This window comes from Cephaloticoccus primus, from assembly GCF_001580015.1.
Lineage (GTDB): Bacteria > Verrucomicrobiota > Verrucomicrobiia > Opitutales > Opitutaceae > Cephaloticoccus > Cephaloticoccus primus.
Genome location: NZ_LSZQ01000063.1, coordinates 1 through 12,672, shown reverse-complemented (window position 1 = coordinate 12,672; position 12,672 = coordinate 1). Strand labels below are relative to the sequence as shown.

Here is a 12,672-nt window from a genome sequence, read left to right as displayed (position 1 = left end):
GGGGGGGGGGCGGCGAGACGACATGGATGACGTGTTTAGTTGGGCTTGCAACTGGTATTAGCGCGCTGCCTCTCTGCGTAGCTCCTGTGGGCCCCTACCAAAGCCTACGGTTGACGCGGGGCCGTTTCGCGTCCCACGCTCCGCCACTCTGCCAATAGCGGCACTTAATTCACTCCATTAACGAAATCCTTATGTCTACAGAAACACCTCCTCCCAACTCCGCGTCTGGCGGAAATAATAACACAGTGGCCATCCTTAGCTACCTGACGATTGTCGGGCTCATTGTCGCACTCGTGATGCACAACCAGAACAAAACCGAGCTTGGAGCCTACCACCTGCGCCAGTCGCTCGGCTTGATCATCACTGCGATTGCTGTGGGGATCGTGTTTCTCATCGTTGGGATGATTCCCATTGTGAACCTGATCCTCATTATTCTGGCCCCTCTGGTCGGGGTTGGCTTCTTGGTTTTATTTGTCCTCGGTCTGGTCTCTGCCGTTAAGGGCGAGCAAAAGCCGCTGCCCCTCGTCGGGGCGAGCTACCAGAGCTGGCTCGCCAATGCTTTTGTCTAAAACGCCCCGTAATCAGGGCCAGAGTTTGTCGGATATTGGCCGCCCCTTTTTCAGGGGCGGCTTTTACGTATATATTACGTAGCGCGCGCTACGAAATTCCCTTTGCCGCTCCCAGATTCCACCCAAGCCTCAGTGCCATAAGACACGCAGACAACAAAACCAATGATCGCTCCAGAAACCTTTGACCATATCGAGAACATCAAGAAGCGCGCCGGGCACTTATGGAGGTTTCTTTGACTGCGAGCAAAAGCAGCGAGAAATCACCGCGACCGAGGCGCAGATGAGCGCCCCCGATTTCTGGGATAACCAGGATCGGGCGCAGAAGCACATTGCCGCGCTCAATGGGCTCAGGCGGGCTGTGCTCCCGCTGGTCGCCTTTCGCAAGAAAGTGGACGACCTGGGGGTGCTCCTTGAGTTTGCCGAGAGCTCCGAGGGCGCCGAGCAGGAGGGCTACGAGCGCGAGGTCGAGCAGGCCACCGCGGCGCTGCTTGCCGAGCTCGACGGGCTTGAAATCGGCTCCTTCCTCACCGGTCAGTTTGACCGCAACAATGCGATTCTCTCGATCCAGTCGGGCGCGGGTGGCACCGAGTCAAACGACTGGGCATCAATGCTTTTTCGCATGTACACCCGTTGGGCCGAGCAGCGCGGCTTCACTGCCGAAATCATAGACGTGCAGGAGGGCGACCAGGCGGGCATCAGCCGTGCGACCCTTATCCTCAGCGGGGAGAATGCTTACGGCTACGCGAAGGCCGAGCGCGGCGTGCACCGGCTGGTGCGCATCAGCCCCTTCGACTCCAACAAGCGCCGCCACACGTCGTTTTGCGCCGTGGATGTCGTCGCCGAAGTCGATGAGAACATCGACCTCGACATCCCCGAGTCGGAGATCCGCGTCGATGTTTACCGCTCCTCGGGCAAGGGCGGGCAGGGCGTCAATACGACCGACTCGGCGGTGCGGCTCACGCACTTGCCGACGGGGCTCGTGGTCGTCTGCCAAAACGAGCGCTCGCAAATCAAAAACCGCGCCAGCGCGCTGAAGGTGTTGAAGGCGCGGCTCTACGAGAAGCGGCTCGACGAGCAGCGCAGCGAGATGGAGCGCTTTTACGGCGAGAAGGGCGAGATCGGCTGGGGCAGCCAGATCCGCAGCTACGTCATGCAGCCCTACCAGATGGTCAAAGACCTGCGCACCGGTGTGAGCACCGGGGATGTGCAGGGCGTGCTTGATGGCGAGCTGGACTCTTTCGTTAACGCATGGTTGCGCGCGGGTTGCCCGCGTCATCGCAACAAGGACATCCAGATGGACGATGAGTGAAATGCGCCCAGACGTTCGCTTTTCCCAAGGATCCTCATTAGGACGCGCACCCATGCCCGAGCACACCAAGGACCTGGACTACACGACGCTCAAGGCGGCCTTTGCCGCGCAGCCGCTCTTTGAGGACAAGACGTGGCAGCTCTCGCCGGAGGCCTGGCCGCTGAGCCCGGAGCAAGTCGCCGAGCTGGAGCAGATCGGCGCGGCGTGCCTGGAGTTTCACCACGCGCTGGAAAAGCTCTACCTGCGCAGCGCGTCGGGCAAGAGCCTGCTGCGCAACCGCGCGCTGCATGCGCCTTGGGTGGTCGACTACCTGGAGCGCGGCAAGCCCGCCGCCCTGGTCGAGCACATGCGCGACCCGCGCAATGCGGGTGCCTTTCCCACGGTGCTGCGGCCCGACCTGCTGCTCACCGACGAGGGCTTTGTGCTGACCGAGCTCGACAGCGTCCCGGGCGGCATCGGGCTTACCGCGTTTCTGAACCGGCTTTACGCGAGCGCGGGGCAGCCCGTCCTGGGCCAGCCCGCCGCCTCTGCGGCCGCCGTCGATACGACTGCGCAAGGGCAGCCCGGCGGCGCCGCACAGGCGGGGACAGTGGAGGCGCGTTTTTACGAGTCGCTCGCGGCACTGCGGCCCGAGCTGCCGAACCCGCGCATCGCGCTCGTCGTCAGCGAAGAGTCGGCGACTTACCGGCCCGAGATGCAGTGGCTCGCCGAGCAGCTCCAGCTCGCGGGCAAGCAGGTCGTCTGCCTCGCACCGGAAGAGATTTTCCCGCTCGAAAATGCGCTCTTCTACGACGTCGGCGGTACGCCCGAAAAACTCGATATCCTCTACCGCTTCTTCGAGCTCTTCGACCTGCCGAACATCCCCACTGCGCCGTATTTCTTCAATGCATGGAAGGCCGGGGAGCTCGCCATCGCGCCGCCGATGCGCGCGTTTCAGGAGGAGAAGCTCGCGCTCGCGCTCTTTCACCACCACCGGCTCGCCGATTATTGGCAGGAGGCGCTCAGCAAGCGCGCGCATAAGACGCTTAAAAAACTCATCCCCGAGTCTTGGGTGCTCGACCCTGCGCCGCTGCCGCCGGGCGCGGTGCTCGACGGGCCGCACTCGGGAGGCCGCCCGATCAGCGATTGGCGCGAGCTCGGGTCCGCCTCGCAAAAGGAGCGCGACCTCATCATAAAGGTCAGCGGCTACCACGAGACGGCCTGGGGCGCGCGCAGCGTCACGCTCGGCGCCGATTCCTCGCGCGAGGATTGGGCTGCCGCGCTCGACCGCGCACTCGCGCTCGCGCCCGAGAGCCCACACGTGCTCCAGCGCTACAAGAAACCGCGCCGCGCCCGGCACCCGCTTTACGATGCCAGCGGCACCCGCTACGACGCACAGGGGCGGCTCCGGCTGTGCCCGTACTATTTTGTAAAAGATGGCCAGGCCACCCTTTCCGGTGCACTCGCTACCTTTTGCCCACCCGACAAAAAAATCATCCACGGCATGCAAGACGCCGCGCTCCTGCCCTGCCGAGTTTCCCCAGTTTAACCCAAAACCCTGTAGTCCCATGTCTAGTCGCCGACTCATCCTCAGCTCCTGCCTCTTCGGGTTCCTGCTGCTGCTTGCCGTAACGTTGATCGTTCCCAGCCGCGCGCAGCAGCAGCCCGCCAACGTGGCCGCGCTCCAGGAGCGCGCCAATGCGGGCGACCCCGAGGCGCTCTTCCTCCTGGGCACCTTGTACGAGTCCGGCCAGGTCGGCGGGCGCGCCGATCCCGCCAAGGCTGCCGAGCTCTACCGGCGTGCAGCCGATCTCGGGCTCCCGCACGCACAGTTCAACCTCGGCAACATGTACGCCGCAGGCCACGGCGTCACTGCCGATCCCTTCGAGTCGATCATGTGGCTGCGCCGCGCGGCCGATGCGGGGCTGCCCGAAGCGCAGTTTAACCTGGCGGTCGCCTACGAGCAGGGCCACGGCGTCCGTGCGGACCTCGCGACCGCCCGGCGTTGGTACGAGGCCGCCGCCAAGCAGGACTATCCCGAGGCGCAGTACAACCTCGCCATGATGTATGAGGACGGCCATGGCGTGGCCCAAGACGACCGCCGCGCCGCCGAGCTGTATCTCGCCGCCGCGCGCCAGGGCTACGGCCCGGCGCAGAACAACTACGGCATCATGCTCGCCGAGGGCCGCGGTGGTCTCGCCGCCAACCTCGTCGATGCCTACGCTTGGCTCAGCCTCGCCAGCGAAGAAAGCGGCCGCACCCAGGGCCGCGACCTCGTCGCCCAGCACCTTAACAATGAGCAGCGCGCCGCCGCGACTCGCCGCCTCGCCCAGCTCAAGGGCGAGCTCAGCGGTGAGCCTGCCGCTGTGCCCGCTATTGCGCCTAGCGAGGCGGCCGGCGTTCAGGTCGCTTCGCTCAATGAGCCCTCGCCTTCTGCAACCGCTGCCGTTGCCGCCGCGACACCGGTCGCGACTGTGGCGCAGGCCAAGCCTGCGAGCGCGGCCACGCGCACGCCGACCGACCCGCGTCCGCCGCCTGCTCCGGGTACACCCGCTGCGCGTGTCGCTGCGGATCGTCAGGCCAAGCAGGTGCAAGCGCCGATGCCGGTCGTCTCCACGAAGCGGCCCTCCTACCTGCCGCCTGCGAAAAACTCTCCTGCGGCACCCACGCCGACCGTTGCCCAAAAGCCCGCTCCGGCGAGTACGCCTGCTCCTGAAGCGCGGGCCTCGGTGCCGACGGCAGCTCCCTCGTCCACCTCGCGCCCTGCCAGCGCAAGCCGCCCGGCCGTCGTTTCCGGCGCGGCTCCGGCTACTGCCAACATTGCGGCGGCGACTCAGGAAAAGGTCCGGGAGCTCGAAGCGGCCAACAAGGCGCTTAACGAAGAAGTGAAGCGCTCCACGCTCCAGCTCGGCGTGCTTCACCGCGAGCTTAACGCGGCCAAGGATGCGCTGGCCAAGGGGGCTTCGCCTGCGGCGGGTCAAGGCGGCGCAGAGCTCGTCGAGCTTCGCAAAAAGTTCGACGAATTGAGCGCGGCCAATGCCAAGCTCACTGCCGAAAACCGCGAGCTCGCGCAGCGCGCCAGTGCGGCCAAGGAGACCAAGGGTAAACCTGCGTCGAGCCGCCAGGGCGCCAGCCTGCGTGATGTTGCCCGGCTTGAGGCCGAGAACGCCGCGCTGCGTCGCGATCTCGAAAGCGCGACCCGCGCCCTCACCGCGCTGCAACTCGATATGAAGAGCGCCCGCCCGGGCGCCGCCGCCGCGCCCAGCCAGAAGGAAAACCGGGCGGCGATTGCCGCTGCGGTTGATCGCGAGGCCGCCAAGTACAAGCGCCGGATCGAGAGTTTGACCGCCGATAGCGAGCGCCTCGTCGCCGAGAATCGCGAGCTCTCCCAAAAGCTCCAGACTGCGACTACCGCTTTGAGCAGTGCTCCCGCTTCGTACGAGCTCCAGCGCCTCGAAGAGGCCAACGCCGCGCTCACCGAGGAGGTCAAGCGCGCCAAGCACGCCGCCGCGCTCGCCCGCGATCAGGCCGAGTCGCGCGTGACCGGTGCTAGCAGCGAGACCGCACGGCTCAAGCGCCAGCTCGAGGAGCTCCGCGCCAACTCGGACCGGCTCGCTGCGCAAAATCGCGACCTCGCCGATCAGGTGCAGTCCGCCAAGCTCGCGCTCGCCTCGACGGTGCCCGCTGCCGAGCTGCGCAGTCTGGAAAGCGAGAAATCTGTCCTGCGTGCCGAGATCGACCGGCTCAAGGGCGAGCGTTCGCAAGCCGAGTCGCGCGTGGCCGCCACCTCGGATGAGAAGAACCGCCTGAGCCGCGAGCTCGCCGACCTGCGCGGGACGAACCAGCGACTCGCTTCGGAGGTGCAGGAGCTGCGCCAGAAGAGCCAGTCCGCAGCGATGAACCTAGCCTCCTCCGTGCCAGCAAATGAATTCAAGCAACTCCAGGCGAAGAACGCTTCGCTAAACGACCAGCTCTCGCGCGCCACGAGCGACCTCGATACCCTGCGACGCGAGTTTCGCGAAGCTCAGGCCGCCACCGAAACCAAGGTCCAGCTCGCCGTGGCCGCCGCCGTGGATAAAGAGGCCGCCAAGCACCGCCGCGATATTGAGCAGATCAACGCCAACAACGAGCGGCTCCTCGCCGCCAACCGCGAGTTGAGCGCGAAGGCGCAGACAGGCGACACGGCTTCCATCCAGCGCGTGCAACTCCTCGAAGCCGAGAAGACGCGGCTGAACACCGAGCTGCGCCGCGTGGAGCAAGAGCGCGACCAAATCCAGTCGCGCGCCAGCTCGGCGATGCTCGCTATCGCCGATCATCAGCACAAAACCGAGGAACTGGTCACGGCCAACAGCCGCCTCACAGCCCAGGTCCGCGACCTCGAAGGTCAGGTGCAGGCCGCCAAACTGGCCGCATCGGGAGCCTCCTCCAGTGGCGCGGACCTGCGCCGCCTGGAGAGCGAGAAATCCGCCTTGGCAGCCGAGAAGGCGACACTCGTCGCGCAGCTCAACCGCGCCGAGTCGGAGAAAAACGCACTCGCCTCCGAGAAGGCATCGGTCGCGGGGCAACTGAGCCGTCTGGAGTCCGAAAGGAACGCGCTGGCCTCCGAAAAGGCGACGCTCGTTGCCGAGCTGGGCCGCCTGAAAAACGCGGACTCGCAGAGCAGCCAGCTCGCCCGTCAGTTCGAGGAGCTGCGCAGCAACTCCGAGAAACTTGTCGCCAAGAATCGCGAGCTGGAGTCGCAGCTCAACATGGCCAGGCAGGCGGTCTCGATGACCGTCCCTGTGGCAGACTTCAAGCGCCTCGAAACGCAAAACGCGACGCTCACCGCCGAGCTTTCCCGCTCGCAACAGTCGCTCGACGCGCTGCGGCTTGAGCTCTCCCAGGTCACTACTGCGCAGGCGACCCACGCTCGCGAAGTCCGGTCGCAAATCGCGCGCGCTGTCGAGACCGAGACCGCGCAGACGCGCCGCCAGCTCGACGAGCTGCTGGCCAACACCCAGCGGCTCACCGCGCAAAACCGCGACCTCACGGCTCAGAATCGCGACCTATCCAATCAGGTGGAGACGCTGCGCCAAAACCTCGCGTCGGCCGTGCCCGCTGACCGGCTGAAGCAACTCGAAACCGAGAAGGCGCTTGCGCAGGCCGAGCTTGAGCGCGCCCGCAACGAAGGGGCCCTCCAACTCCGTATCGCCGAGGCCAAGGCCAGCAAAGTGCAGTCCGAGTTTGCCCAGCTCTCCGCCCGTGTGGACGAGCTGGCCGCCGCCCGCGAGCAGCTCGTTAACGACAACCGCGCCCTCGCCAACCAGGTGCAGCTCGCGCAGCTCAACCTCGCCGCCAGCGTTCCGGCCGATGAGGTCAAGCGCCTTGAGTCGGAGAAAGCCATCGCCGAGGCCAACCTGCGCCGCGCTCAGCTTGAGCATCAGCAGACTCAGGCCCGCCTTGCCGAGGTCGCCAACTCCGCCACCGAGCACGCGCGCCAGCTCGACGATCTGCGCAACACCAGCCTGCGCCTCTCCGAGGAAAACCGCGACCTGAGCCAGCGCCTCCACGCGCAGGAGCTCGCCCTCGCAGCAGCCGTGCCGCAGGAGACGGTGAAGAAACTTGAGTCGGAGAAAGCCCTGCTCACCGCCTCGCTCGAACGCGCCAAGCGCGAGCACGAGCTGTACCGCCAGCTCAGCGAAGCGCGCGCGGCAGCGGCCCAGGCGGCGACAGCTCTTGCGACCCACCACCGGGAAACTCCCGTCGTGGATGCAAGTCGCGCCCAGTTGATCGACGATCTGCGCGCGCAAAACGCGGCCCTCAAGGCTCAGAACGAACGCCTCAGCTCCATGGCTCTGGACATGGCCAACCGCCGCGTGGGCGAGGCGAGCAGCATCGCGACGCGAGCCGGTGCAGGCGACTCCGAGGCCCTGCGCCTGCGCGTCCTCGAGCTTGAGCGCCAGCTCCTTCAGGAACGCGTAAATACCGCCCGTAACTGAGCGCAGTACTTCCGACCGCATTTATGGGCGAGCCGCTTGCCGGCGGCTCCCCGATACAAAGCGATACAAAAAAGCAGGAGCCCCCGAGTGTGGGGCTCCTGCTTTTTTTTGCGCTGCTTCGAGAGTGCTGTCCTGATGCCAAGCGCGACTCTATTGAGCGCTTGCAAAGGCCCGCGCTTTCGCATGACCCCGAGCCCCGCCTGGCCGATTTTTCCTGTTAACAAGAAAACGCCGAAACGGGTCGCGCTCCCGTCCTCGGGCCCGGACAGAGGGAGGGCCTTTTCAACCGCGAGGGTTTGCACGTCGTGAGGAGCGCACGACACACAAGCCACACAGTAAATGAAAGCGGCGACCCGCTACCGCTCTCACGTCCCCCCCCGCGCAGCGGGTGGGCCTTGCCGGGTGGGCTTTACGGGGCGACCGTGATCGTGATCTGTTTGGAAAACAGCGCAGGCGTGTGCGGCACGTGCAGGTGGTCACCCAAGAGCAGTTGCAGCGTGTGCTTGCCTGGGGCGAGCGTTAGGGCGACCTCGGTTTGGCCGAGCCCGTAGTGCAGGTGGTTATCGTCGGTCGGGATCGCTTTGCTGAGGTCGGGCAGGGGTGCATCGAGGATCAAGTGGTGATGCCCCGTGCCGGGCACCTCGATCCCCGCGGGAGAAATCCCCATGCCCTTTAAGCCGAAGCGGACGACGACGGGCCCGCGCACGACCTCGCCATCCTTGGGCGAGATGAAGTAAACCTCCGCACCCTCAGGAGAAGGGGCGGCAACGGCGCGCGGCGCAGTGAGCGCCACCCCGAAGGGCAGTAGCCCGAGGGCGAGAGCGAAGAGAAAAGAACGAGTGATGTATTTCATTGGCGCGTGGAGAGAACGCAGCCCGTGCCCCATGCGCAAGAAATGAGGCCAGATTCCAGCTCAGGGTTTGTCATCAATGATGAGGACAGCGTCGCCGACGCGGCGGTCATCGTCGTACGGACTTTGCAAGTGGCGTTTGACGTCATGGCTGAGGACCTTGCCTTCGACCACCATGGAGGTCGAGCGCCCGCCACCGTCCAGGTTGGCTGCATTGACGAGCCCGAGGAATTGCGCAATCGCCACGAGCTCGTTTTCAGTTGCACCGACGGGGCCACCCGCTTGCACCAAGTCCAGCTCGGATCCATCTACGCAGATGAGGTAGATTTTTCCGTCGGCATCGGCCCCGATCACTGTGCGTGGCGCACGGGAGTATCCCAGCGCTCCGGCAGGTTGACCATTCTCTACGAGGATGGGGCTGACATACCAGCCGTTCAGCCCGGGGTGACTCGGCACTCGCAGGTCGAGCTCCACCGGGTTTCCGGACTCTATCGCCTCCTTAAGGATCGCCTGCTTGGCTCCCGTTGCCATCAGCACCGGGCCGCTGGAAGACCGGAAAAAATCCGGAGCTAGATGCCCATCATTTCCTATCTGCCTTAAAATTATGTGGGGTGGAATGAAGTGTGAGATGGGCGCCGTGTCTGCAACCGTTACTCTCATGGCTATGAGTTCATTGTCCCTTGGCATGCGATCAATACCATCCAGTTCGACACTCTTCTTGCTGCCGTCTGTACTTACCCATTTAAACTCGGGCAGTGGTGGCGGTGGGGTTCCAATTGAAAGCACTACTTCCCCTGTGTCTTTATTTTCCAGATAGAGGTTTCTCAGCCTATTATTGGGTTCATGGTGCCACTCTCCTTGCACAATAGAAATTCCTGTAGGTACACCTCCGATATCATCCATCGAGTATTCAAAAAAACCGCCGTTGATTGCTACTACTGCATTGTGTTGGCGGGCCAGCTCCAGAGGGCTCGCGCGCCATGCTTTCTCTGACCACGCTGAGACTACTTTGCCTTGATAGGTCTTTGGGTCTACGATCACAATATCTAGCACATAGGGGCCCGCATCCCAGTTCGGGAACTTGGAGGGGTTGGTAATCTTCACCTCAGTGGGGATTTTTCGGGCTGCTTGTCGCGCCTCTTCAACAGTGTTAAAGCTCCCGGCAAATAGAATGCTCTCTGGCTCTGTGTCAGGGCCCAGGTCAACCCGATACTCGCGAACTGGGTAGCCTGATTGCTCCATACAGGCCCTGAACTGCGCTGGGTCATGCTCCGGTCCCCATGGTTTGATAAATGCATACTTGGGGAGTCCACCTTCAGGCCAAGACCCACGCTCAATATGTACGTGGGTGAGCCCCGGACGCAGTTCTTTTACTACACGCTTCTCTACAAGGCTGGTATTCCCAAGTGGGAATGGCGACTGTGGCAAGTCGGCCCGCACGAATAAGGGCACCGTAACTAGCCCGAGTAGCAGGAGACGTCGGACTGGAGCAAGTGAGTGGCGCTGATCTGTTATTCTCATGATTCATGAGAATAACAGGAGCTGAAGCCGGGAGTTCCGCCTTTGTGTGGCTTACCGTAGAAAAAACGCCCTCCGCCTGCCCGGCCAAGATTAGGCGGGCAAAGCGGAGGGCAGGCTTGGGCGAGGTTGGCGCAGCGACTCGCCAGCGCGAGCGGCCCTGAGGTTTTAGCGCTGCGCGGGATTACTCGTCGTCGATGATGAGCACAGCGTCGCCGACGCGGCGGTCGTCATCTCGATCCGTTATTAGGTAAACGTCGGTATCGTAGCCGAGGACTTTCCCTTCGATCACCATCGAGGTGGATCGCCCTCCGCCATCCAGATTGGCCGCATTGACGAGCCCGAGGAAGTCCGCGACGGCCACCATTTCATTTAAGCCCACACCAATGGGGCCGGCTCTCTCTGTGATATCCGGGTCTGTCCCGTCTATGGCCATGAGGTAGATCTTCCCTTCGGCATCGGCACCGATGATTGTGCGCGCGAGCCGATACTCATTGCCCACGCCCCAGTTTGGCTGCCCGTCTTTCACGAGGGTGGGGACCGCATAGTAGGCATTCAATCCCGGGCGGCCTGGGACGCGCAGGTCGAGCTCCACGGGCCGGTCGGACTCTATCGCTTCATTCAAGATCGCCTGCTTATCACCTGTCGCCATGAGCACCAAGCCGCTCGGGGGGCGCAGGTACTCCCGCCAAACCACATCCTGCCTGGCGAGATAGCCGTCGCCGCCGATTTGCCTCATCATTATGTGAGGTGGGGTCACGTGCGAGAGTGGCGAGGTTTCCACAATCCCGGGCCTCATCGCGATCAGCTCATTGTCTTTGGGCATACGGTCGATGCCATCCAGCTTCACACTCTTTTGGGTGCCATCCGCGCCGCTCCATTTAAATTCGGGGAGGGGGATAATATTCCGGTCATGAAGAGAGAGGGAGATCTCTCCATTCCCCTTATTCTCCAAGTAGAGGGCAGCCCTGTTATTGGGATCGCTATGCCACTCTCCCTGAACAATTGAGATACCTGTGGGCACGCCAGCGATTTCGCCCTCCGAGTACTCAAAGAACGCGCCGTTCGTCGCCACGACCGCGTTATACCTGTGCGCCATCGTCAAGGGACTGTCGCGCCAAGCTCTCTCCGACCAGCCCGAGACGATTTTCCCCCGGTAGACCTTCGGGTCCAAAACCACTATGTCCAGAGCGTAGGGACCGGTATCCCAAAAAGAGAACCTGGAGGGATTATTAATCCCCACGACGCAAGGTACCTTGCGGGCGGCCTGCCTCGCCTCCTCCGTGGTATCAAACTCTCCGGCCAGCAGGAGGGTCAATGTTTCGCCTCCCAGCGGCAGCGGCTGCTCACGAACGGTGTAGCCCGCGCGCTCCAGACAGGCCCGCCACTCGGCTGGATCGTGTGTGGGGTCCCACGGATTGTTGACAAACGAATGCTTGGGCGGGCCTTCTTTGGGCCAAGCACCGCGCTCGATGTGCACGTGCGTGAGGCCGGGGCGGAGCTCCTTTACCGTGCGTTTTTCAACAAGGTCGGCACGCCCGAGCGGAAGCGGGCCCGCAGGGAGCGGATCCTTTGGTGAAGAGCACGACGCGGCAAAAAAACCAAGCAGAGCCAAGGCTGGGGTGGCTCCGAAGAGCCGGAAACAACTCATCTTATTCATAGGGGTGAGGGGGGCAGGGGCTAATGGGGGTGAGGGGAGGTGGGTTACAAGAAGGGGAAACATCCCGCACTTGGGAATGCGGGATTCCACGTAGCCCGCACCACTCAAACAAAAATGGCAAGCCGTGCTCACTGAATGGGAAATAGGAGTTAACTGTGCTTGTCTGGTCGCGCGTTTGCTAACGCAAAAGGCCCGTGCGCTGAGTGCACACGGGCCTTTGAATGAAGCCGTTGTGGAAGGGGCGAATTACCGGGTCGCGGCTAGCACTCGCAACAACGGCGACGGGGTTGTGCGCTTACTGTTTTGTGGCGTCCAGTTTGGTGATTTCGCAGGCGGCCATTAGCAGCGCACCAGTGCCGTAGTACTGGGTATCGTTCTTGCCTGCCTGTCTGGGGCCAGTGCCGATCTGCTGCACGTAGCCCAACTTGCCATTGGGATGGACCGCGCGCTTTAGTGCAGACCAGCCCTTTCGTACCGCGGGCTCGAAGCGTTCGCGATCGAGCAGGCCGGCGTTGATGCCCCAAGCCAAACCATAGGTGAAAAAGCCTGTGCTGCTCGTCTCAGGCGGAGAGCCCTCCGGGAGACAGTAACGAGGGCGGCCAGTAGCCATCATCCTTTTGCAACTCGAAGAAACGCTTGTCGCGGTAGTAGAGACGCTCGACCGGGTCGTAGAGAAAGTCGAGCGTCGCCCACCACTCGCGCAGGGCATGGTCGCGGCGCGAGCGGCCCTGAAGTTTTAGTGCTGCACGGGGTTACTCGTCGTCGATGATGAGCACAGCGTCGCCGACGCGGCGGTCGTCATCATACGG

The 12,672-nt window shown here is 63.3% G+C and carries 9 protein-coding genes; 5 read left to right on the top strand and 4 right to left on the bottom strand.

The window, feature by feature from the left end:
• Window positions 1–191: 191 nt before the first annotated feature.
• The 4 genes from AXK11_RS08355 (at window position 192) to AXK11_RS08340 (ending at window position 7,835) form a co-directional block, all read left to right on the top strand.
• The gene (locus AXK11_RS08355) at window positions 192–569 is read left to right on the top strand and encodes a DUF4870 domain-containing protein (protein ID WP_068631183.1); all 378 of its coding nucleotides are present in this window, start codon (window positions 192–194) and stop codon (window positions 567–569) included.
• Between the two features lie 162 nt (window positions 570–731).
• Window positions 732–1,878 (top strand): peptide chain release factor 2 gene (gene prfB / locus AXK11_RS08350; protein ID WP_197456859.1). Its coding sequence is split into 2 segments (ribosomal slippage): window positions 732–803 and window positions 805–1,878, totalling 1,146 coding nucleotides; the frame shifts between segments, so codons are not numbered across the junction.
• A 52-nt stretch (window positions 1,879–1,930) separates the two neighbouring features.
• Window positions 1,931–3,406: a hypothetical protein gene (locus AXK11_RS08345; RefSeq protein WP_068631179.1), complete on the top strand. Its 1,476-nt coding sequence runs from the start codon at window positions 1,931–1,933 to the stop codon at window positions 3,404–3,406.
• Between the two features lie 19 nt (window positions 3,407–3,425).
• Window positions 3,426–7,835 (top strand): SEL1-like repeat protein, encoded by a 4,410-nt coding sequence (locus AXK11_RS08340; protein ID WP_068631177.1) that lies wholly within the window; start codon window positions 3,426–3,428, stop codon window positions 7,833–7,835.
• A 409-nt stretch (window positions 7,836–8,244) separates the two neighbouring features.
• On the opposite strand, the gene AXK11_RS08330 is transcribed toward AXK11_RS08340, so the two are convergent.
• From AXK11_RS08330 to AXK11_RS09540, 4 genes are all read right to left on the bottom strand, one after another.
• Window positions 8,245–8,688, bottom strand: a complete 444-nt coding sequence (locus AXK11_RS08330) for a DUF4399 domain-containing protein (protein WP_068631173.1) — start codon at window positions 8,686–8,688, stop codon at window positions 8,245–8,247.
• Between the two features lie 60 nt (window positions 8,689–8,748).
• Entirely contained in the window at window positions 8,749–9,216 is a 468-nt protein-coding gene (locus tag AXK11_RS10100; protein WP_197456858.1) for a phosphodiester glycosidase family protein, read from the bottom strand.
• A gap of 1,171 nt (window positions 9,217–10,387) precedes the next feature.
• Entirely contained in the window at window positions 10,388–11,863 is a 1,476-nt protein-coding gene (locus AXK11_RS08320) for a phosphodiester glycosidase family protein (RefSeq protein ID WP_197456857.1), read from the bottom strand.
• A 295-nt stretch (window positions 11,864–12,158) separates the two neighbouring features.
• The gene (locus tag AXK11_RS09540; RefSeq protein WP_068631167.1) at window positions 12,159–12,392 is read right to left on the bottom strand and encodes a glycoside hydrolase family 88 protein; all 234 of its coding nucleotides are present in this window, start codon (window positions 12,390–12,392) and stop codon (window positions 12,159–12,161) included.
• 88 nt (window positions 12,393–12,480) lie between these two features.
• Here AXK11_RS09540 and AXK11_RS10305 point away from each other — a divergent pair, with 88 nt between their 5' ends.
• Window positions 12,481–12,603, top strand: a complete 123-nt coding sequence (locus AXK11_RS10305; protein ID WP_269446597.1) for a hypothetical protein — start codon at window positions 12,481–12,483, stop codon at window positions 12,601–12,603.
• Window positions 12,604–12,672: the final 69 nt, after the last annotated feature.

Bases quoted from the DNA above. Each gene is read 5' to 3' on its own strand.
- AXK11_RS08345 (WP_068631179.1), top strand. From the start codon at position 1,931: ATGCCCGAGCACACCAAGGACCTGGACTACACGACGCTCAAGGCGGCC.
- AXK11_RS08320 (WP_197456857.1), bottom strand. From the start codon at position 11,863: ATGAATAAGATGAGTTGTTTCCGGCTCTTCGGAGCCACCCCAGCCTTG.
- AXK11_RS08340 (WP_068631177.1), top strand. From the start codon at position 3,426: ATGTCTAGTCGCCGACTCATCCTCAGCTCCTGCCTCTTCGGGTTCCTG.
- AXK11_RS08355 (WP_068631183.1), top strand. From the start codon at position 192: ATGTCTACAGAAACACCTCCTCCCAACTCCGCGTCTGGCGGAAATAAT.
- AXK11_RS10100 (WP_197456858.1), bottom strand. From the start codon at position 9,216: ATGGCAACGGGAGCCAAGCAGGCGATCCTTAAGGAGGCGATAGAGTCC.
- AXK11_RS08330 (WP_068631173.1), bottom strand. From the start codon at position 8,688: ATGAAATACATCACTCGTTCTTTTCTCTTCGCTCTCGCCCTCGGGCTA.